The organism is Niallia sp. CD-39 (assembly GCF_059874745.1).
Genome location: NZ_JCBCPS010000005.1, coordinates 194815 through 217101, shown reverse-complemented (window position 1 = coordinate 217101; position 22287 = coordinate 194815). Strand labels below are relative to the sequence as shown.

General features: G+C 37.4%; 20 protein-coding genes and 1 tRNA gene. 17 read left to right on the top strand and 4 right to left on the bottom strand.

Annotated features, from left to right (window positions below):
• Positions 1–71 precede the first annotated feature (71 nt).
• Positions 72–1055 carry a tRNA dihydrouridine synthase gene (locus AC6F34_RS13190; RefSeq protein WP_500772861.1) on the top strand — a complete coding sequence of 328 codons (984 nt, stop codon included), beginning with the start codon at positions 72–74 and terminating at the stop codon, positions 1053–1055.
• A gap of 284 nt (positions 1056–1339) precedes the next feature.
• On the opposite strand, the gene AC6F34_RS13185 is transcribed toward AC6F34_RS13190, so the two are convergent.
• Positions 1340–2308 (bottom strand): sugar phosphate isomerase/epimerase family protein, encoded by a 969-nt coding sequence (locus AC6F34_RS13185; protein WP_500772859.1) that lies wholly within the window; start codon positions 2306–2308, stop codon positions 1340–1342.
• 174 nt (positions 2309–2482) lie between these two features.
• On the opposite strand from AC6F34_RS13185, the gene AC6F34_RS13180 reads away from it, so the two are divergent.
• From AC6F34_RS13180 to AC6F34_RS13150, 7 genes are all read left to right on the top strand, one after another.
• On the top strand, positions 2483–3472 hold the full coding sequence (locus AC6F34_RS13180; RefSeq protein WP_500772857.1) for a LacI family DNA-binding transcriptional regulator: 990 nt from the start codon (positions 2483–2485) through the stop codon (positions 3470–3472).
• 17 nt (positions 3473–3489) lie between these two features.
• Entirely contained in the window at positions 3490–4515 is a 1026-nt protein-coding gene (locus tag AC6F34_RS13175) for a Gfo/Idh/MocA family protein (RefSeq protein ID WP_500772855.1), read from the top strand.
• A complete protein-coding gene (locus tag AC6F34_RS13170; RefSeq protein ID WP_500772853.1) occupies positions 4508–5314 on the top strand; it encodes a sugar phosphate isomerase/epimerase family protein in 807 nt (268 codons plus the stop codon). The genes AC6F34_RS13175 and AC6F34_RS13170 overlap by 8 nt, the downstream gene beginning before the upstream one ends.
• 10 nt (positions 5315–5324) lie before the next feature.
• Positions 5325–6314 carry a Gfo/Idh/MocA family protein gene (locus tag AC6F34_RS13165; RefSeq protein WP_500772851.1) on the top strand — a complete coding sequence of 330 codons (990 nt, stop codon included), beginning with the start codon at positions 5325–5327 and terminating at the stop codon, positions 6312–6314.
• Positions 6315–6369: 55 nt separating this feature from the next.
• Positions 6370–7350 carry an ABC transporter substrate-binding protein gene (locus AC6F34_RS13160; RefSeq protein WP_500772849.1) on the top strand — a complete coding sequence of 327 codons (981 nt, stop codon included), beginning with the start codon at positions 6370–6372 and terminating at the stop codon, positions 7348–7350.
• Between the two features lie 70 nt (positions 7351–7420).
• On the top strand, positions 7421–8932 hold the full coding sequence (locus AC6F34_RS13155) for a sugar ABC transporter ATP-binding protein (protein WP_500772847.1): 1512 nt from the start codon (positions 7421–7423) through the stop codon (positions 8930–8932).
• Complete coding sequence (locus AC6F34_RS13150) at positions 8925–9986, top strand: ABC transporter permease (protein WP_500772845.1); 1062 nt, start codon at positions 8925–8927, stop codon at positions 9984–9986. The genes AC6F34_RS13155 and AC6F34_RS13150 overlap by 8 nt, the downstream gene beginning before the upstream one ends.
• A gap of 613 nt (positions 9987–10599) precedes the next feature.
• Here the strand turns inward: AC6F34_RS13150 and AC6F34_RS13145 are convergent.
• Positions 10600–11199 carry a TetR/AcrR family transcriptional regulator gene (locus tag AC6F34_RS13145; protein WP_500772843.1) on the bottom strand — a complete coding sequence of 200 codons (600 nt, stop codon included), beginning with the start codon at positions 11197–11199 and terminating at the stop codon, positions 10600–10602.
• 196 nt (positions 11200–11395) lie between these two features.
• On the opposite strand from AC6F34_RS13145, the gene AC6F34_RS13140 reads away from it, so the two are divergent.
• Both AC6F34_RS13140 and AC6F34_RS13135 read left to right on the top strand, forming a co-directional pair.
• Complete coding sequence (locus tag AC6F34_RS13140; RefSeq protein ID WP_500772841.1) at positions 11396–12133, top strand: SDR family NAD(P)-dependent oxidoreductase; 738 nt, start codon at positions 11396–11398, stop codon at positions 12131–12133.
• Between the two features lie 421 nt (positions 12134–12554).
• Positions 12555–12628 (top strand) — tRNA-Gly (locus AC6F34_RS13135).
• Positions 12629–12740: 112 nt separating this feature from the next.
• On the opposite strand, the gene AC6F34_RS13130 is transcribed toward AC6F34_RS13135, so the two are convergent.
• Positions 12741–13406 carry a B3/B4 domain-containing protein gene (locus AC6F34_RS13130; protein WP_500772839.1) on the bottom strand — a complete coding sequence of 222 codons (666 nt, stop codon included), beginning with the start codon at positions 13404–13406 and terminating at the stop codon, positions 12741–12743.
• Between the two features lie 93 nt (positions 13407–13499).
• Between AC6F34_RS13130 and queG the strand changes: the two genes are divergently transcribed.
• The 7 genes from queG to yhbH all read left to right on the top strand — a co-directional run bounded on the left by queG (position 13500) and on the right by yhbH (position 21201).
• Positions 13500–14639 carry a tRNA epoxyqueuosine(34) reductase QueG gene (gene queG, locus AC6F34_RS13125; RefSeq protein WP_500772838.1) on the top strand — a complete coding sequence of 380 codons (1140 nt, stop codon included), beginning with the start codon at positions 13500–13502 and terminating at the stop codon, positions 14637–14639.
• 79 nt (positions 14640–14718) lie between these two features.
• A complete protein-coding gene (locus tag AC6F34_RS13120) occupies positions 14719–15594 on the top strand; it encodes an amidase domain-containing protein (protein WP_500772836.1) in 876 nt (291 codons plus the stop codon).
• Between the two features lie 207 nt (positions 15595–15801).
• The gene (trmL, locus tag AC6F34_RS13115; protein ID WP_500772834.1) at positions 15802–16275 is read left to right on the top strand and encodes a tRNA (uridine(34)/cytosine(34)/5-carboxymethylaminomethyluridine(34)-2'-O)-methyltransferase TrmL; all 474 of its coding nucleotides are present in this window, start codon (positions 15802–15804) and stop codon (positions 16273–16275) included.
• Between the two features lie 83 nt (positions 16276–16358).
• Complete coding sequence (gene nfsA, locus AC6F34_RS13110) at positions 16359–17108, top strand: oxygen-insensitive NADPH nitroreductase (protein WP_500772832.1); 750 nt, start codon at positions 16359–16361, stop codon at positions 17106–17108.
• A gap of 326 nt (positions 17109–17434) precedes the next feature.
• Positions 17435–19330, top strand: a complete 1896-nt coding sequence (locus tag AC6F34_RS13105) for a PrkA family serine protein kinase (RefSeq protein WP_500772830.1) — start codon at positions 17435–17437, stop codon at positions 19328–19330.
• 129 nt (positions 19331–19459) lie between these two features.
• On the top strand, positions 19460–19621 hold the full coding sequence (locus tag AC6F34_RS13100; protein ID WP_500772829.1) for a hypothetical protein: 162 nt from the start codon (positions 19460–19462) through the stop codon (positions 19619–19621).
• A 416-nt stretch (positions 19622–20037) separates the two neighbouring features.
• Positions 20038–21201, top strand: coding sequence for a sporulation protein YhbH (gene yhbH, locus AC6F34_RS13095; RefSeq protein ID WP_500772827.1), 1164 nt, complete (start codon positions 20038–20040; stop codon positions 21199–21201).
• 181 nt (positions 21202–21382) lie between these two features.
• Here yhbH and AC6F34_RS13090 read toward each other — a convergent pair whose 3' ends face one another.
• The gene (locus AC6F34_RS13090) at positions 21383–22060 is read right to left on the bottom strand and encodes a restriction endonuclease (protein WP_500772825.1); all 678 of its coding nucleotides are present in this window, start codon (positions 22058–22060) and stop codon (positions 21383–21385) included.
• Positions 22061–22287: the final 227 nt, after the last annotated feature.

The following is a 22287-nucleotide window of genomic DNA, read 5'->3' as shown; positions in this document are numbered from 1 at the left end:
AAATGTAATAAAAGTAATGAACATAATAAATGAGTAGATTGTTTCTATAGAGAGAGGATTTGAGTTTTACTATGAGTAATAATTTTTGGCTTGATTTGCCACGACCATTTTTTATTCTTGCACCGATGGAGGATGTGACGGATGTTGTGTTTCGTCATGTGGTAAGTGCCGCAGCTAAACCTGATGTGTTTTTTACCGAGTTCGCAAATACGGAAAGTTATTGTCATCCAGAAGGGGCTCAAAGTGTAAGAGGGCGTTTGACTTTTACAGAAGACGAGCAACCGATGGTAGCACATATATGGGGCGATAAGCCTGAATTTTTTAGTAAAATGAGTATCGGCATGGCAGAGCTTGGATTTAAAGGCGTTGATCTAAATATGGGATGCCCTGTTCCGAATGTAGCATCTAGAGGAAAAGGGAGTGGCTTGATTCTTCGCCCAGAAGTCGCCGCTGAAATCATTCAAGCTGCAAAGGCGGGGGGCTTGCCTGTTAGTGTGAAAACGAGGCTAGGTTATACAGAGGTGGAGGAGTGGAAGGAATGGCTTACACATGTATTAAAGCAAGGCATCGCAAACCTTTCCATTCATCTACGCACTAGAAAGGAAATGAGCCAAGTCGATGCCCATTGGGAACTCATCCCTGAAATAAAGAAGCTACGAGATGAGATAGCACCGGACACATTATTAACAATTAATGGCGACATTCCAGATCGAAAAATTGGACTAGAGTTAGTTGAGAAATACGGCGTTGATGGAGTGATGATAGGACGTGGGATCTTTAAAAATCCATTTGCCTTTGAAAAAGAGCAGAAAGAACATAGCAGCAAAGAACTACTTGATCTATTAAGATTGCATCTTGATCTTCATGATCAGTATTCAAAAGAATTAGAGACACGTTCTTTCAAGGCACTACACCGCTTCTTTAAGATCTATGTAAAAGGGTTCCGTGGTGCAAGTGAATTAAGAAATAGATTAATGAGCACTGAATCAACAAACGATGTCCGTACAATGCTGGATCACTTTGAAGCAAAGAATATTGATCAAATGACTGAATAAAGTCAAAATAGAAGGATCCTTCAGACTGTTGACAAACGCATGCATACGTCGTTGTTTGGCATCAAAGTCCCCTCATGAACCAAATGTTCTATTCGGGTCTTCACTCTACTGCACGCCTAGTCTGACAAGCGTTTTCAAGACAGTCTGTGAGTTTCATCTATTGTTAATAAGTTCTCTAAAAAAATGTAGACAAAGTCAGAAATCGACTTTGTCTACAATCTCGGATCCTCATACAGGGGATCCTTTTTTTGATCACCGGAAGGCATAGAATTTTGATATGAATCCTACACCCACCACATTTCTTCTGTTGATTGTCTCACCATGATTGGTTTTAACGTTTGAACAGCTTTTTCAAATCCTTCGTCTATAGACATTAATCCATCTTCATGTTCAATGCTGATGACATCATCATATCCATAGAGACGGAGGGTGCTGATAATATCTGCCCAAACTTTTGAATCGTGGCCATACCCAACAGTTCGGAAATACCATGAACGGTTTTTCATGTCGCTGTATGGGGTCATGTCAGTTAAGCCGTTTCGATTCGTATTGGTTTTATCAATGATCGTATCCTTCGCATGGAAGTGATGAATGGCATTCTCTTTTCCAAGTAATTTAATCGCCTCAATAGGATCAATGCCTTGCCACCACATATGACTTGGATCAAGGTTAGCGCCAATGGCAGGACCACATGCATCTCTTAATCGCAGAAGTGTTGCGGGTGTATGGATGGAGAAACCGCCGTGCAATTCAAGCCCAATTTTCACATTGAGCTGCTGGGCAAATGCTGCTTTTTCCTTCCAATAGGGAATGATTTTTTCTTCCCATTGCCATCTTAAGATCTCTTGATAATCATTGGGCCACACTGCGACTGGCCAATTCGGATATTTTGCTCCATCATGGTCTCCAGGGCAACCGGAAAAAGTATTGACGACAGAGATGCCCAGTTTACTTGCTAATTGAATCGTTTTTATAAGAAGATCATCTGCTTCCTGTGCGATCGAACTCTGAGGATGTAGAGGATTGCTGTGACAACTTAGCGCACTAATTATGATACCTCTTGCCTTAAATGTATTTAGAAATTCTGATTGTTTTTTTGAATCATGAAGTAATTCAACTATCTTGCAATGATCATCCCCAGGATATCCACCAGTACCGAGCTCTACAGCCTCAATTCCCATTGAAACAACGTGATCAAGCATGTCTTCAAGCTTTTTTCTTGAGAATAAAACAGTAAAAACACCCAATTTCATTCTAACATCCTCCTTTGTAATCCATTACATGAACATTTTTATGATGAAAATCCTAAAAATTGGTTATGAATTGCTTTATTCTACTATATGGATTAGTAATCTAATAAATTCTTAAAAAACAATTTTGTAATCGATTACAAAAAACAGACATACAATTTGAAAGAGGGAACCATAATGGCAAATATCCAGCAAGTAGCTCAAAAAGCAGGTGTTTCTGTTGCAACAGTTTCAAGGGTACTGAATAACGTTTCATCTGTAAGTACAAAAACGAGAGTAAAGGTTGAAAATGCAATTAAAGAACTAAACTATGAACCGAGCATGTTGGGGAGAAATTTAAGAAATTCTGAAAGCCGTCTACTATTAGTTCTTCTCCCAAGCATTTCAAACCCTTTTTATAACGAAATTATCAACGGCATTCAAGACACAGCCATTGCAAACAACTACAATCTTCTCCTATGTGAAACCGACTCTAACCCTCAACGTGAAAATATTTATTTTAATATGATGAAGAATAAACTAGCTGATGGGATGATTTCAATGGATCCTACAGTTAATATGAAAAAATTAAGTGAATTAGCTCAACAACATTCAGTGATTCTATGTAGTGAATACGAGGAAGGGGGAAGCATTCCTTATATAACGATTGATCATGAAGCAGCCGCCTATCAAGCAGTGAAACATTTAATTAAGTTGGGCACTGACAAAATTGCTTTTATTAATTCAGACGAAACGTTTCTATATGCTAGACAGCGACGAAATGGTTATGAGAAAGCACTAAAAGAATTTAATCTCCCAATAAAAAAAGAATGGATTTATCATACGAGGGATTTAGCCTTTCAGAGTGGCGTTCAAGCGATGAGAGTTTTACTACAACAGGACGAAAAGCCAACAGCTGTTTTTGCTGTTTCTGATACATTAGCGATTGGTGCAATGAAGGGAATTTCATCATGTGGATTACATGTACCACGTGATCTACTAGTAGTGGGCTTTGATAATATTAGTTTTTCAAGTATGACGAATCCAACGCTCACAACAGTCGCTCAGCCGATGTACAAAATGGGGTGCACAGCCGCAAATATGCTCATGATGAAGATTAAAGGTGAGCAAATAGAAAGCGTATTGCTAGATCATGATTTAATTATAAGAGAGTCAACAATGGGTTAATGAGAGGGGGAATGTGATTGAGTATAAAAGTAGGCATTATTGGTTGTGGTTCCATCACAAAATATCGGCATGCACCAGAATACAAAGCCAATCCACATGTTGAACAAATCGTCTTTTATGATCGCAATATTGATAGGGCAAAAGAGTTAGCAACAACCTTCGGTGGAACGGTTGTAGAAACAATTGATGAAGTAATGAATGATCCAACTATCGTAGCAATTAGTGATTGTTCCTCTAATGAGGTTCATCATATTCATACGACTAGAGCATTATTAAGTGGAAAACATGTTTTATGTGAAAAACCATTGGCAAAGAGTGTACGTCACGCTGAAGAAATGTTAGCAGCCGAAAAGAAATCAGGTAAAAAGTTAATGATTGATCATAACCAACGTTTTACAAAAGCACATCAGAAGGCAAGAGAGCTTATTGAAAAACAAGAGCTAGGCAAAGTGCTAACTTTTAAAACGACATTTGGCCATCAAGGCCCCGAAAATTGGGGAGTTAATAAGTCAAATAGTACATGGTTTTTTAAAAGAGATCGTTCTTGGTCAGGTGTTGCAGGAGACCTTGGAATTCATAAAATCGACTTGATTCACTATCTTCTTGAGGATGAAATCGAAGATGTATACTCCTTTCATGGAGCACTTGACAAGGTCGATGAATGTGGAAAACCAATCGAAGTGTGCGATAACGTTGTTTGCGCAATGAAAACGAAAAAGGGGACGCTTGGGACTGCCTCATTTTCATGGACCTATTATGGAGCTGAAGACAATTCGACGATCATTTATTGTCAATATGGAGTGATTAAAATCTATGCACAGTTAGATGCGCCTTTAGTGGTCGAAAAGAGAGATGGAACCGTCATAACGTATGATGTTGATTCGATCCAAACAAACAATCAGCAATCAACATCTGGAGTTATTGATGCCTTTATTGATTGCATTCTAAATGATAAAGAGCCTCCAGTGACAGGAGAGCAAGCGATTGCTTCGCTAAAAGTGATTGAGAGGATACTAGATAGGGAGGGAGGTAATAATGCTTGAACAACTAGCAATTAATTCAAATACGTATCATGGCTTTTCATTAGAGGAAGCGTTGAATGGAGCAAGGGAAGCAGGGTTTACTAATATTGAATTATCCGCAGTGAAGGATCACACAGCTCATGTGTTGCCTGAGATGTCAGCTGAACAGCTTAGAGAAGCGAGAGATTTGCTGCAAAAATATGAGATGAACTGTATAGGTATTGGTGCACATAGTAATGTCATGAAAGAGGAAGGGATTTTGAACCTTTTCAAAAGTATAGATTTAGCGCACTATTTTAATTGCATATATGTTGTAACGGCTACAGGAGATTCTCACAATGATCAAGATGTAATAGACGATGAACGAATTTTAGTGGAGCAGTTAGAGCCAATTGTTCATAAATGTGATGACGTAGGAAAGGTGTTAACACTAGAAACACATGGAAATAATTATGCAACAGGTCAATCATTGAGAGGGTTAGTCCAGAAAATGAATCGTCGTGTCAAAATCAATTATGATACAGGGAATGTCATCTATTATGGAAATGCCAATCTGTATGATGACATAGAAGCTTGCGCCTCTGATATAGCGTTTATTCATCTAAAAGATAAAAGTGGTGCTCAAAACGAATGGAATTTTCCTGCCATTGGGGATGGAGATATTGATTTCCCCCGATTGTTCGCGATTTTACAAAAGGCAGATTATAAAGGACCAATTAGTGTTGAGATCGAGTTTACAGCAAGTGGTCCGGCAAGTCTTGAAGAGGTGAATGAAGCTGTTAAAAGATCGTATCGCTACCTTTCAAGCATCTTAGCATAAGGAGATTTATATGAAAAATATCGGCCTCGTCGGATACGGTTATATTGGAAAAGAACATTTGAGAGCTTATCAATCAATTGAAAATGCAAAAGTTACAGCGATTTATTCGCGAAGTAAGATCGAAGACGATGAAACATATAGGTTGTTCGATGGCGTTACTGTTTCCGATTATGAGGAGCTATTGCAAAGAGAAGAAATCGATGTCATCGATATTTGTCTACCAACCTATTTACATGAAGAGTTTATCTTAAAGGCAGCTGAAGCTGGAAAAGATATTATTTGTGAAAAACCGTTAACTTTAACTTCAGCATCAGCAGAAAAAATAATAAATGCAGTTCAAGCTTATGGAGTAACCCTATTTGTAGGCCATTTGCTTCGGTTTTGGCCGGAATACAATGAAATAAAGCAATCAGAGCACATAGGAGAGATTGAAGTCGTTCATGCCCAACGTTTAGGTCAAGCACCTACATGGAGTGATTGGTTTATGCACAAAGAAAAAAGTGGTGGTGCGCTGTTTGATCTTCACATCCATGATGTTGATTTTACGATTTTTTATCTAGGCGAGATCGAATCAATCTATGCGGTCGGATGTAAAAATCGCTATGGTGCATGGGATCATATTATGACGACGATGTTGTTTAAAAATAAGGCTAAAGCTTTTATTGAAGCTTCACATCGAATGCCAACTGGATATCCATTTACAATTTCTTATCGTGCGCAGGGAAGCAAAGGGACAATAGAATACAGAGTTTCCGCAGGTGAGAATATTGAGGATATAGGTAACCATAATAACCAATTTATTTCCTACAGTCATCAAAAACAATTTCCTATTAAGGTTGAGAAAAACAATCCATTTCATCTCGAACTTTCCTACTTTCTCAACTGCATGGATCGTAATGAAGAGAATCAAGTGATTTCATTGCATGATGTTTTATATACATTAAAGGTTCTAGAAGCAATCGAGACATCATTGGAGACGAAACAGATCGTTCGATTATAGATCCTATTAAATGTAAGCGTTTTCTTATTTTCTATTTAAAAAAGGGGGCAATGTAATGAAAAAAGGATTGTATGTTTTCATATTGTTGGTCATCTGTTTGATACCAGTATTAAGTGCTTGTAATGCTGATAAGACAAATGAAAATGGAGATTCACCAGATGGAGAGAACGAAGAAGGTAAATATAAGGTTGGCATTTTGGCACCAGCTGTAACACATGGGTGGGTGGCAGCAGTCGCGTATCACGCAGAAGCACGGGCAAAGGAACTTTCTAATGAAATCGATTTTCAAATTCAAACGAGTAGCAATGCGGAGGAAATGACCTCACAATTAGATGATTTAATGACATGGGGCGCCGAAGCAATTGTAGCATTCCCACAATGGGAAGGAATGGAAGTGCCGATACAACGGGCTATTGAAGAGGGAATCAAGGTTGTTAATTTTGATATAGTCATCAATGTTGATGATGTATATCGCGTTGCTGGAGACAATGAAGATATGGGAATTCAAGGAGCTAAATACATTGTAGATAAAATAGGAACAGAGGGGAATGTCGTTGTTTTAGAAGTACCTTCATCTGGTTCAGTGTCAGAATTAAGAGGGAAAGGCTTTGTAGAGACGATTGAAGAGCTGGCACCTAATATTGAACTGCACACATATGCAACCCAATTTACAAGAGAAGCTGGATTAAAGGATTTTGCAGATATTCTCACGAGCTTAAATAAAATCGATGCTGTCTATTCAATGGATGATGAAACGTCTATTGGCGTCTTACAAGCTATTAATGAATCTGGTAGAACAGATATTAAAGTCGTAACAGGTGGCGGAGGCATGCAGGAATATTTTAATATGATGCCTCAAAATGAAGCTCTTTGGATTCAGTCTGCACTTTATAGCCCTGCGATGGTGAAGGACGCTGTGGACGTTGCACTTAAAGTATTAAAAGGAGAAGAAGTGGAAAAGGAAACGATTATCCCGACGACGATTGTAGACAGAGAGAACTATGAGCAATTCATCGATGAAAATTCACCATATTAAGTTTAATAGAATGGAAGGTTATGGCATTCGCTATAGCCTTTCTTTTCTAATGAAAGTGATGTGATCGTCAATGATTGAAATGAACCATATTATAAAGAACTTTGGAGAAAATCAGGTGTTAAAGGATGTTTCTTTTACACTTGAAGGTGGTGAAATTTGTGCGTTATTAGGAGAAAATGGTGCGGGAAAGTCGACGTTAATGAATATTCTTGGTGGTGTGCACCAAATGGATTCGGGATCAATCTTGATAGATGGGAACAACATTGTATTTCATTCACCATCAGATTCTCAACAAGCAGGTGTGGCCTTTATTCATCAAGAACTAAATTTAATCAATGATTTGCCCATCTATGAAAACATGTTTCTTGGAAGAGAAATTAAAACGAGATGGGGATTTCTTGATCTAGAAAGAATGAAGAAAGAAACGCAAAAAATATTTCAGCAAATGAATGTAGATCTCGACCCAACAATGCTTGTGGGCGGATTGGATGCATCTTATAAACAAATCGTTGAAATCTGTAGAGCAATGATGTCAAATGCATCCTATCTCATTATGGATGAGCCTACCACCTCTTTAACAGATCAAGAAATTGATCGTGTGTTTTCTATGATGCACACACTTCGTGATAAAGGGGTAGGCATTATTTTTATCTCTCATAAGTTAAAAGAAGTGAAGCAAATTTGTGATCGCTATGTTGTCCTTAGAGATGGAAATCTTGTTGCAGACGGAGAAGTTAAGGATGTGGCAATCGATGACCTTGCTCGGTATATGGTAGGCTATAATGTCCGGACTGAACAGCTAACGCGCATGAAGGCGATTGGAGCTGAAATCCTTCGAGTAGAGGGTCTCATGAATTCTACTTTTTTTAATGACGTTTCCTTTTCGATTAAAGAAGGTGAGATTGTTGGTTTTACTGGACTTTTGGGAGATGGGCGAAGCGAAGTATTTCAAGCAGTTTTTGGTGATAAGAAGATTGATGAAGGAAGCATTTATATAAAAGGGAATAAAACAAAAATTAAAAACACATTGGACGCGATCAATAAAGGAATTGCCTATGTTCCAAGAAATCGGAAGGAAAATGCGATCATAAAAGATATGGATATCATCGAGAATGCTTCGATTGTGTCATGGCCACTCTATTCAAGGTTCGGGTCCATTGATAGAGAAAAGCAACATACAGGTTTTGCAGAACAACGTGATTCTTTACGCATTAAAATGGGTGCGTTCACAGATAGCATAACCAGTCTTTCAGGAGGAAATCAGCAAAAGGTTGTATTAGCTAAGTGGTTGGCGACAAAACCAAAGTTACTGATTTTGGACAATCCTACTCAAGGAGTCGATGTAGGAGCAAAAGAGGATATATACGATATCATCTTAAAGCTTGCGGAAGAGGGAATGGCGATCGTAGTACTTGCAAGTGAAGCGAATGAAATCATGCGCATATGTGACAGGGCGTACGTTATGTATCATGGTGAGATTCAAGGAGAAGTTTTGGAAAGTACAATGAATGAACATGAAATCATGCGTTTAGCAACAGGTGGTCAAGCATTGCTTGAAAAAGGAGGGGAACCCAGTGAATGAACTTAATTTAGAGCATTCGTCAAATAAGAAAAGTCGTAACTTTGCCTCATGGTTTAAATACAAATGGTCGAATGACCCACTGTTCAGTATTTTTATTGCACTCCTTATCATGGTGATTCTGCAAACACTTGTATTAGGTTTTGATTACGATTCATTTGGCAGCTGGTTTCAGGCATGGACGAATAACTGGATCAACATTCTGCGAAATAATGCAGCAACAGCGATTGTTGCATTAGGAATGACTTTTGTTATTATGACCGGTGGAATTGATTTAGCAGTGGGCTCCACGCTTGTCATGACAGGGGCACTTGCGATGATGCTCTTGGATACAGGTACGAATGGTTTATTATCAGCTATGGGTATAACAGGTCTGCCAGCATTTATCATCACAATTTTAATCGTTTTAGTCTTTGGCTATTTATTAGGAACGCTAATCGGCACAACCATAACGAAAGGTAGAGTTCCACCATTTATTGCTACGTTAGGGGCAATGATGATTTTTAGAAGTGTGACGCAACATTTTATGCAGGGCAACAATCCTAAAGTGCCAGTTGAATTCCTCCAGATTGCTAGCTTAAAAATTGGGAACTTTATGATCATGCCAATTGTCTATTGGACAATAATAGCGATTGTTCTTTATTATGTTTCAAAAAGAACGACATTTGGTAGACAAATAATTGCCGTAGGCTCAAACGAACGTGCTGCAAAGCTTTCTGGTATCAATGTTGACCGAGTTAAGCTACGTGTATATGCGCTAATGGGATTGCTAGTCTCAATTGCTGCGATCATTCAAGTTTCCCGAATTGGGTCGATGGATTTTTCCAATGCTGGTCGTGGTATGGAAATGGACGCGATTGCCGCGGCAGTCGTGGGTGGAACAAGCATGATGGGGGGAAGAGGATTTATCCTCGGAACTGTATATGGAATGCTCATCATTGCCGTTATGAACAACCTTCTCAATCTATTTGGAGTGCCACCTTTTTTAAGGGAAGCCTTCAAGGGAGTCATTGTCATTGCTGCAGTGCTCTTACAGAGAAAAGAAAAGAGTGTGTAAACTTCGGATACAATTGTGAAACATACCAATTAGGAGAAATGCACGTTCCACTATTTTCTGCGATGTAATCACAATCTTCTTTCCATACAATTGCTACTATCCCTTGTTATTCCATTCATAATATGAAAGGTGAAACGTATTGACCTTTTATCAGTGACCAAACAAAGGATCAAAAATGTTATTTAATGCACGTGTAAAATCATAGCTAATGCTGTTCTTCCATTTAGTTAGTAAATTTTCTTTTCATTTTTCCGACCTTACGTTTTATATTTATTAATGGATCAAATAGAACTGTGTGAGTATGCAACCGCGGAGTCCCTACTTACACAGTTCATTGTGCACTCACAAAAAAAGAAGAGCCCATTAAAAAAGGTCTCCAATGCTTCTACCCAATCCTCTAACCATCCAGAAGATGATTCTAAGTGGCAATAAAATTATCTCGGGAAGCCAGAATAAGACGTCAAACATAAAATCAGTGAAAGTATATCCTTTTCCTTCCTTCTGCCGTTTCCTTGTTTTACTTTTCTTTTTCTCCCACCAGTCTTTCATATCATCCATCCATTCTCATTTTTAATACTTACTAATACGGTTAAAAAGAAAGCAAGTTTCAATTTTATTTCCCAATATATTTAAATGAATGAATATGCGTTTTTGTTAAATCAATCACTTCTTGAATGAATGAATCTTGCGGTTCTTTAAATTCGTTCATAATCCAATTAAGGACAAGCCCATAAAATCCATATGCAGTATAACGTTTAAAATAATTCATGTTCACTGGTATATGATTAATTGTTTCAAAGATAAATTGTTGTTCATAAATATTGATGATTGCCTGAGGAAACCGAGTGTGAATCCCCGGTAAAGTATCAGTGTATTTAATGAGCTCAAAAAATTCACGGTTGTTATAAATATATGTAATGATACTAAAAGACCACACACCTAAATTCTCCGTTAACACTTTTTGTCCTTGTGAATAAGGTTTGCCAACGGAATTCTCAAGACCACTTAGCATGGTTGACATTAAATCTTCAGCAAGGTCATACTTGTCCTGATAGTGGACATAGAAAGTGCTGCGATTATAATCAGCTTGTAGAATAATATCTTTTACTGTAGTTGAGTGAAAGCCTTTTTCTTTAATCAATTCAATCAATGCAGATTTTAAATGATTTCTAGTACGTATTTGCCTTCGCGTAGAATGTAGATCATCCTTCATAAAAACCTTCCTTTAAATAGACATTTTGATACGCAGTGTCTATTAAATAGACGATAGAACTATTTTTAATGATTTTTCTGAAATAAGCAATCATATACACTATAAATGTGAACAAAATAGCACAATTATGAGTTTGCTTTTAAATAATAGAGACACTATAAATGTGCTATTTCTATTATAAAGGAGGAACAAGGAAATGGGAAAATTACAAGATAAAGTAGCAATTATTACTGGTGGTGTATCTGGTATCGGGGCAGCTACAGCGCGTTTATTTGTTGAAGAAGGGGCAAAAGTTGTACTTGTAGATTTAAACGAAGAAAAAGGCGCAGCTTTTGAACAAGAATTGAAAGCACAAAATGCTGAAGCATTATTCGTAAAGGCAAATATTACTGTTGAAGAAGAAGTAATAAATGTATATAAGAAAGCAGTTGCAGCATTTGGAAAAGTGGATGTTGTCTTTAACAATGCTGGAATCGGTCGTGTTCATCCTACTCATGAATTAGACTATTCTGAGTGGAGAAATACAGTGAACGTTGATTTAGATGGAGTGTTCCTTGTTGCTAGAGAAGCGATTCGTGAAATGTTAAAAACAGGTGGAGGCACGATCGTAAATACAGCTTCCATGTACGGATGGGTTGGTTCACCAGGATCAGCAGCATATAATGCAGCAAAAGGTGGCGTAGTAAACTTAACTCGCTCATTAGCGCTTGAATACGCAGATAAAAATATTCGTGTCAATGCATTATGCCCAGGTTTTATTGACACACCAATCATACCAGAAGAAAGCAAAGCAGCACTTTCAGCAGCAACGCCTATGAAGAGATTAGGTCAACCAGAAGAAATGGCAAAAGCAGTACTGTTTATGGCATCTGATGATTCAACATTTATGAGCGGGCAAAGCCTAATCGTTGATGGTGGATATACAGCTCAATAAAAATGAATCTGTTTTCATATTTCATATGAACAGAAAGTTAAATCAAGAGCAAAATAATTAAGCATAAACTTGACCGATGGTTCATATAACAATAAAAATAGCCAATGTGTGTAGCAGATTATTGAGTAATCTGTTATACACATTTTCTATTATTTTTTTTGATATTCATGTTGACAGCGCATTCATAAAAGAGTAATATAGTTATTGTTGTAGCAAACGACAAAATTCGACTTAGTCGAAAAAAATAATTAAATTTATATATGCGGGTGTAGTTTAGTGGTAAAACCTCAGCCACGAGCGATGCACCAGTGAAAAGGCAGCGAGTTGCCTCGCCGCATTCACTTCTATGAATAGGCTAGAAGAGAAAGAGGCATGACCGAACGTTAAGCGAAAAATGGATTATGAACATACAATTATATATGCGGGTGTAGTTTAGTGGTAAAACCTCAGCCTTCCAAGCTGATGATGAGGGTTCGATTCCCTTCACCCGCTCCAATACATAACCAACGCAGTGTTTCGTTTCAATGAGAACGAAATGTTGCGTTTTTTTATAGTATCAGAAATTCTTTCGGTTTATAAGGAAAAAGACTGTGCATGAAGTCACAGTCTAACCTAACACTTTAAATTCACCAGAGCCACCATGAATTTGAAGGAACATGTCCATTAATGATTTTGTCAGCTTCTCAGCTTCTACAGAATCAATAGATGGTCGTAAGTATATGATTTGTAAGGCGTTTTTGACTTTCTCATCAACAGCCGTTCGTTCTGAATCAACAAATGGCGTACCGAACGGACCGACTTTGTCTGCAGAGAGAATAAGACCTTTTAACGAGTTACTTCTTCCGTTTAAACCGATGTATTCTTCTCCATCTCTTCCAATACGAATTTCAACTGAGCCAGCTAATAAGTCGCTATTATAAATTCCGATTGGAACGGCATACTGTATGGAAAAGAAGTTGTTCAAATCTATTGCACTGTTCACAGGATTTATGTAATTTTGCTTCATTATTCTTCTATAGAGCGCTTCTGCGGAGTGGCGGTAGCGGTTCGGATCCTTGCCAGTAGTTTTAAAAATTTGACGCCATTCTTTAATTCCATCTACATCGGTAATGGCTTTGTTCTCTAACTCAAGGAATTTAGATTCTTGAAAAAGTTGAAGTCGACCTTTTACCATTTGTGGTGATTCTCCGACTATAATGTCTTGATAGTGAATAACACCGATTTTAAAACCTGATATCAGCTCTGGGATTTCGGTTGAAATATGAATTTCCAACGATTCCACCTCCAAATTTGTGTATAAATAGTTTATCATAGTTACCAGTGTGAATTTAAATAAAAGAGTCTAGCTGAAGGGAGGCGACACGAGATGAAATTGAAAGAGTTACAAGAAGAACTCATTGCTTATAGTAAAGAGATTGGAATTGACAAGATTGGCTTTACAACAGCTTCAACATTTGATGGATTAAAGAATCGGTTGATCCAACAGCAAGAGCTTGGATTTCAATCAGGTTTTGAAGAACCTGATATTGAAAAACGTGTAAATCCAGGATTATTAATGGAAGAGCCAAGGTCAATCATTTCCATTGCATTGGCGTACCCATCGAAAATGAAAGAACGAGTTGTAGGAAAGAAAAAAGCAAGGCGCGGCATCTTTTGTCGTGCTTCTTGGGGGATAGACTACCATCATATATTGAAAGATCGGTTACAAAAGCTAGAGGAATTTTTAATACAGCATGTACCTGATGTCCGCTTAAAATCAATGGTCGATACAGGTGAATTATCCGATCGTGCTGTTGCAGAGCGAGCGGGCATTGGTTGGAGTGGAAAAAATTGTGCAATCATTACACCTGAGTTTGGCTCATATGTGTATTTAGGAGAAATGATTACAAATATCCCCTTCGTACCAAGTGAACCGATGGAGGATCGTTGTGGAACATGTACGAAATGCATCGATGCTTGTCCGACTGGAGCGCTTGTACAAGGAGGGCAATTAAATGCGCAAAGATGTGTAGCTTTCTTAACGCAAACAAAAGGATTTATTCCTGATGAATTTCGTGAAGAGATAGGAAACCGTATTTATGGATGCGATACATGCCAAACAGTATGTCCAGAAAATAAGGGAATCGACTTTCATCTACATGAGGAGATGGAGCCTGATCCAGAAACCGTGAAGCCGTTATTAAAACCAATTTTGTCATTATCAAACCGTGAATTTAAAGAGCAGTTTGGGCATTTGTCGGGTTCATGGCGAGGTAAGAAACCAATACAACGTAACGCAATACTAGCCTTGGCATTCTTTAAAGATGAAAGTGCCATTGACTTGCTTTCTGAAGTGATGAAGAAAGACCCGCGTCCAGTAATGAGGGGAACCGCTGCATGGGCAATCGGGAAAATCAATGCGAATGATTCCTATTCATTATTGAAGGAAGCTTTGGTAATTGAAAAGGATGAAGACGTAAAGGAAGAGATTGAAAAAGGGTTAAAACTGACAAAGGTGGAACAGTAAATGTTCGCCTTTTTTGTGCAAATCTTATGATGAAGCATCGATTGCTTTCATATAGTTAGTATGAAAGGAGAGATGCTATGTGAGAAGCCAACTACAAGAGAGATTATCGAAGCGGGTCCAACAATGTGTAGCATCAAGTCGTAATGTTGAGGAGTTTTGTCCAGAGATAAAGAGAAAAGTCGAAAGCTTTTCGAAAAGGGATGCAGAAATAATAAATGCAAAGGCAACAGGGAAAATAGTACTCATTAAAAATTTGGATCCACAAAAAGAGTTGATTCAATATACAGCACACCTACAATACTTTATTAAGCAAAAAGATCGATTTTATATAGAAGAAGAAGTGGAAACACGGGAGGCGGAGGTATATAAAGGGGTAATCGTTGAAGACAAGAAAATCATCCGAGATGTCTCTGAAGAAGTTACTGAACCATTCATTATTGATGAGGATGTTGAGCCGGAGAGGTACAAGTACAAATATGACCGGTTAAAAGCTGTTCAGTACGCTGAGAAATGGTGGGACAGCCATAATCCTGCGTTTAAAAATTTTAATGATAATTGCACAAATTATATTTCTCAGTGCTTACGTGCTGGTGGCGCTCCAATGAGAGGGACTCCGAATCGTGGAAAAGGTTGGTGGATGGGCGGAAGCAACTGGAGCTATAGCTGGACAGTAGCCCACTCCATGCGCTTGTATTTAGCGAACTCTACTATTGGGTTACAAGCGAAGGAAGTAATGAAACCGGAAGAACTACGTTTAGGAGATATTATTTGTTATGACTTTCAAGGGGATGGTAGGTATGACCATACAACAATTGTAACGGGTTGGGATGCGAACGCAATGCCTCTTGTAAATGCAAATACATCCAATAGTCGAAAGCGTTACTGGGCATATGAGGATTCAACAGCTTATACGCCAAATATAAAGTATAAATTTTTTTCAATTGTAGAGGAATGAGAAAGGGCCATTATTCAGGTTGTTGAAAAACGCTCACATAGGTCGTTAGTATCCATACATGAACCAAGTTTTCTTTTTGTTCTTCACTCCGATGCTTGCCAAATCTGGTTCTCCTGTTATTAAAAGCTTCCCTACATTGTCAGAACCTTTTTCGTTTCTTTACTCTTTGGTATAATACAGAGTGATAATAAATTAGAGGTGAAGAACTTGGCAGTCCATGTCGTATTATACCAACCAGAAATCCCATCAAACACTGGGAATATTGCACGTACTTGTGCAGCAACAGGAACAACTCTCCATTTGATTCGTCCGTTGGGCTTCTCAACTGATGATAAAATGTTAAAGCGTGCAGGATTGGATTATTGGGAATTTGTAAATATCGTTTATTATGATTCATTAGATGACTTTTATGAAAAAAACGCAGGTGGAGAGTTCTTTTATTTAACGAAGTATGGAACTAAACCACATTCGCACTTTGATTACTCGAATTTGAATCAAGATTATTACTTTATTTTTGGAAGAGAAACGACTGGTCTTCCTCAGGGTGTAATTGAAAACAATAAGGATCGTGCATTAAGGATCCCAATGAATGAGCATATGCGGTCATTAAATCTTTCAAATACTGCTGCCATTTTAGTATATGAAGCATTAAGACAGCAAAACTACCTTGATTTGAAGTAAAATAAAATGAGGGAAATCCTTTGGTATAGTTTCCATTAGATTTCCCTGTTTTAATTACTTACATAATAGAGAGGAGCATTAACATGAATGAAGTGATTCAATTATTAAAAAATCATCGATCTGTAAGGTCTTTTGTGGACGAGCCTCTTTCGAAAGAACAAGTAAAGGAAATTGTTACTTCGGCGCAAATGGCATCTACCTCTAGTTTTATTCAGGCGTACTCAATAATTGGGGTAACGGACCGGGTTAAAAAGGAAAAACTAGTAGAATTGTCAGGGAATCAAGAATATGTAGCGAAAAATGGTCACTTTTTCATTTTTTGTGCTGACTTACACCGTCATGAAGTGATTGGTAACAAAGAAGAAGCAAACGTTATTCCAACTCTTGAAAGCACAGAGAAGTTCATGGTTGCAGTAATAGACGCAGCTTTGGCGGCACAGAATGCGGTCATTGCAGCAGAATCTATGGGACTTGGCATTTGTTATATTGGAGGACTACGTAATCAATTGTCAGAAGTTTGCGAGTTATTAAACATTCCCGATCGAGTGATTCCTCTATTTGGTGTAGCAGTTGGGGTTCCTGCAGCAGAAACCGCTACTAAGCCAAGGTTGCACTTTGAACATATTTATCATGAGAATGAGTATAATCAAGACGCATCTGCAATGGACAAAGATTTAGATCAGTATAACGAAGTAATCTCTAGCTATTATAAACTGCGCACGAATGGAAAAAGAGAAGACACGTGGACGAGCCAAATGGCTAACATGCTTTCAAGGCAATCAAGACTGTATATGAAAGACTTTGTGGAAAAACAAGGCTTTAACAAAAAATAAAAGACTGCGATATGCAGTCTTTTATTTATTCACGCCTGGCTTGTCGTTATACCCAGCAGTAAAGATTACTGAAAGGAATGAAATCATAACGCCAAGAATTAAAATTAGCTTCATGTATGTACCCTCCTAATTATCAAGGCATATGCATTTATTATATCCCATATTCAAAAAATTGTGTATGAAAAGTATGGATAATTTGAAACATTGTTGGGATTTAATTCTGTAATATAAAAAAGAAATCTCAAACAAATGGATTACGCATGTTCATTTCATCTGGCGCATACAGTATATTAATCGTCTCTGATAATGCGACAGGGGAGGTCCATATGGATATTCTAAGAAAAATTGAGTTGTATCGCCATGAAGAAGAAAAGCTGAAATGGGAAGGAACATTTGCTGAGTATCTTGAGATTATTAAAGAGAAGCCATGGGTTGCCCAGTCCGCACATTCACGGGTTTATAATATGATTAAAGATGCTGGAATTGAGGATGTAAAAGGGCAAAAGAAATATCAATTTTTTAGTAATCAATTGTTTGGATTAGAGGAATCTTTAGAAAAATTAGTAGAAGAGTATTTTCACCCTGCTGCAAAAAGACTGGATGTAAGAAAGAGGATCTTGTTGTTAATGGGCCCTGTTAGCGGTGGAAAATCGACCTTAGTGACAATGTTAAAGAGAGGTCTTGAGGCTTATTCTCATAGTGATAATGGCGCTGTCTATGCAATCAAAGGCTGTCCAATGCACGAAGATCCTCTCCATTTAATTCCACATCATTTACGTAAAGATTTTTATGATGAATACGGCATTCGGATCGAAGGGAATTTGTCACCATTAAACATGATGCGATTAGAGGAAGAGTATGGCGGTAGGATTGAAGATGTGGTTGTGGAAAGAATTTTATTTTCCGAAGATCGAAGGGTAGGAATAGGTACATTCAGTCCATCTGATCCGAAATCCCAAGATATTGCGGATTTAACAGGAAGCATCGACTTTTCAACTATCGCGGAATATGGATCTGAATCTGATCCACGTGCATATCGCTTTGATGGTGAATTAAACAAGGCAAACCGTGGAATGATGGAATTTCAAGAAATGCTGAAATGTGATGAGAAGTTTCTTTGGCATTTGCTTTCATTGACTCAGGAGGGGAATTTTAAAGCAGGACGATTTGCGTTAATAAGTGCTGATGAGCTCATCGTTGCGCATACGAACGAAACTGAGTATCGTTCCTTTATATCTAATAAGAAAAATGAAGCACTGCATTCTAGAATAATCGTTATGCCAATTCCATATAACCTTAAGGTAACTGAAGAAGAGAAAATTTACGACAAAATGATTCGTGAAAGTGATGTTTCAGAAGTTCATATTGCTCCACATACATTGAAGGTAGCAGCGATGTTTACGATTTTGACAAGATTGAAGGATCCGAAGAAAGGCGACATAGATTTAGTAAAGAAGATGCGCCTATACGACGGAAAAAGTGTAGAAGGATTTAATCAAGCTGATTTAGATGAATTAAAGAAGGAACATGCAGATGAAGGCATGAGTGGGATCGATCCTCGATATGTCATTAATCGAATTTCTTCTACCATCATTCGAAAAGAAATTACTTCTATTAATGCTTTGGATGTATTGCGTTCATTAAAAGAGGGCTTAGACCAGCACCCTTCTATTACTGCGGAGGTAAAGGAGAGGTATTTGAACTTTATATCTTTAGCCAGAAAAGAATATGATGATATTGCGAAGAAAGAAGTACAAAAAGCATTTGTTTATTCTTATGAAGAGTCAGCAAAGACGTTAATGGAAAATTACCTAGACAATGTCGAGGCCTATTGCAACAAAGCGAAGCTACGTGATCCGTTAACAGGGGAAGAAATTAATCCCGATGAAAAGCTTATGCGTTCAATTGAAGAACAGATTGGTATTTCTGAAAATGCGAAGAAGGCATTCCGTGAAGAGATTTTAATTCGAATTTCAGCTTATGCACGTAAAGGAAAACGATTTGATTACAATTCTCATGATCGTCTACGTGAAGCGATACAAAAGAAACTATTTGCAGATTTAAAAGATGTCGTCAAGATTACGACGTCTTCGAAAACACCAGATGAGCAGCAGTTGAAGAAAGTTAACGAAGTCGTTGCACGGTTAATTGATGAGCATGGTTATAACTCTACTTCTGCAAATGAGCTTTTACGATATGTCGGAAGCTTGCTGAATCGATAAAAAGAGTCCCAAGTGTACAAATAAATGTATACTTGGGCTTTTTCGAATGATCAATAGAAAGGGTCTTTCTTTTGAGGAGAGGTTTCTTGATGTAAGAAATAGGGAAACGTAGAAGTAGAGGTGATAAAAATGACAAAAGAAAAAACAAAGCCCGAAAATAGTTCAATGGCAGATAATTTTGAAGAAATGAAGAAGTTAGGAAAAGAAATGGAAGAAATGCAGACTGAAGATGAATTAAAAGAAGAGAATAAAGAAAGTGATCCTAAACAACAACATCGTGATGAAGAGTAACCCTCTGCTAAAGTGCAGAGGGTTTTTACATTTAAAGTAATTAAAGAAGTTATCATGGATTGATGAATAGTCTAGTCTTAGAAGAGATCCGAGCTTTCTTTTGAGGAGATCAAACACTTAATCGGGTATTAATCATTTCTAAATGTTTAGCAGTATCTTACAAAAATAGGCTTGTCTAAATTAAGATTCTAGCCTTTGTTTTCGAAATTATTTGTAAATTATTGAGCAGATGAGCATATGATAGAGTAATAAACATTTTTTCACGTTTGCATTTCCTTTTATAAACAAAGAAATGATAGGTTTTTTTACACCTTAAAAGCACGGATCTATTGAATGCGGAGTTTTGACACTCAAAGTATTGTATGTCACGGGAGCTAAATGTGTGCATATATAGTTAAAAAAGGAGGGCATTTATTTTGAGCGACGAGAATAATCATCAATTTGTGGTTTCACAAGAAGATTGGTCCCTCCATCGGAAAGGGCATGATGACCAGCAACGTCATCAAGATCGTGTACAAGAGGCGATCCGTAACAACTTACCTGATTTAATTACGGAAGAAAACATCATCATGTCAAATGGTAGGGATGTTGTTAAGATACCAATTCGGTCACTAGATGAATATAAAATTCGTTACAATTACGATAAAAACAAACATGTAGGGCAAGGCGATGGTGAAAGTAAGGTTGGGGATGTTGTCGCTCGTGATGGATCACGTGAGAAAGGCCAGGGGAAAGGTCAGGGTGCTGGTGATCAAGCGGGTGAGGACTATTTTGAAGCAGAGGTTTCCTTAATGGAAATTGAAGACGCACTTTTTAAAGAATTAGAATTGCCAAACCTGAAGAAGAAGCAAATGAAGGAACAAGTTGTTGAGGATATTGAATTTAATGACATAAGGAAAACAGGCTTAATGGGCAATATTGATAAGAAGCGCACGATGATGACTGCATTTAAACGAAATGCGATGACAGGAAAAGCAGCGTTCCATCCAATTTATAAGGAAGACTTAAAGTTTAAAACATGGAATGAAATTATCAAGCCGGACTCTAAAGCAGTCGTGTTAGCAATGATGGACACTAGCGGCTCAATGGGAATTTGGGAGAAATATATGGCAAGAAGCTTTTTCTTTTGGATGACCCGTTTTTTACGGACTAAATATGAAAAAGTAGATATTGAATTTATTGCACATCATACAGAAGCAAAAGTTGTGTCAGAGGAAGATTTCTTTTCTAGAGGTGAAAGTGGTGGAACGATCTGTTCTTCAGCCTATAAAAAGGCAATTGAGTTAATTGATACGAAATACAATCCAGATCAATTTAATATTTACCCATTTCACTTTTCGGATGGAGATAACCTAACCTCTGATAATGCACGTTGTGTCAAGCTTGTTGAAGAGCTAATGAAATTATCAAATATGTTTGGTTATGGTGAAGTGAATCAATACAACCGTCACTCGACGTTAATGTCTGCTTATAAAAACATCAAGCATGACCAATTCAAACATTACATTTTAAAACAAAAATCCGACGTCTTCCATGCGATGAAATCATTCTTCAAAAAAGAAGAAGAAATGGTCGGGTAAAGAAAGTCAGCACCTCCCCAATCATAAGGGTAGGTGCTTTTATTCGTGTAGAGGTAATATTAAAATTGTTGTAAAAATCCTCGAATATTCTTTCGCCTACATGCCAATTTCCAGCTATATCTCTTTCATATTCAAGCTTTTCCTTCTGCTTTCGTTGATTTAAAATTCTACAATAATCTCTTCAACTAATTTTCTTTAGTTGACTGTTTCTCCATTTTTGTAGAGTGCCATTCATCCAAACTTCACTATAAGTCTTCATACGATGAGAATCAGCAAATCTCATTGCATCAGGTGTATAGCTAGTAGAAGTAACAAACAATGCTCGATGGCATTTATGATTTCGTTGTGATCCGACTAACTCTCGAAGTTGACTTTCGGTAATTGATTTTCCTGATTCCATTTTGTGTTTAACTTGAACAGCTACTTTAAAACCATCTTCATCTGTAAAGGTAATGTCAACACCACCGTCCTTCGCCACCTTCGTTTGTTCTGCATCTTTATATTTAGATTTGAAAAATTCTGCCACAATGTATTCAAACTCATGACCGTTCATTTTACTGAAGGGAACTTTTAAAAGTGTACTTAAGTCTCTAATCTGAGTATTATTTGTATTATTTTTAGAGGCATTTTTTCTAACGACTTTCTTTTTTTTCTTAGCAGCCTTCTTACTTTTTATAGGTATGAGATTTATCAAGATCATTTTTATCAAAAGAGAGGCACATAGGAATACAATGAAGAATAATAGTCCATTTTCAAAAAAAGGGAACAAAGTAATAATTGGATCTTTAATAAAATAAAACCCAATCAATGTAGCTAAGGCAATAAAAGATGTTAGGTCATTTCTTTCTTTGTGATTCATCATACTTTTCTCCTGTCTTATAGTTCTTTTGGTATAGTATACTATTGCAGTATACCTTGATTAATCTATAGATTAAATAGCTAAATCATAGCTAAAGAAGTGAAAAAGTAGAAGAGAAGGTGGAAAAATTCAAAAATTGTGGATATTTAGTGAATTTTTTTCTTCTTATTTAAAATATTGGTTGATCAGTCGATAAGACTAAGGAATAGAATAATTTTCCTTGTCTT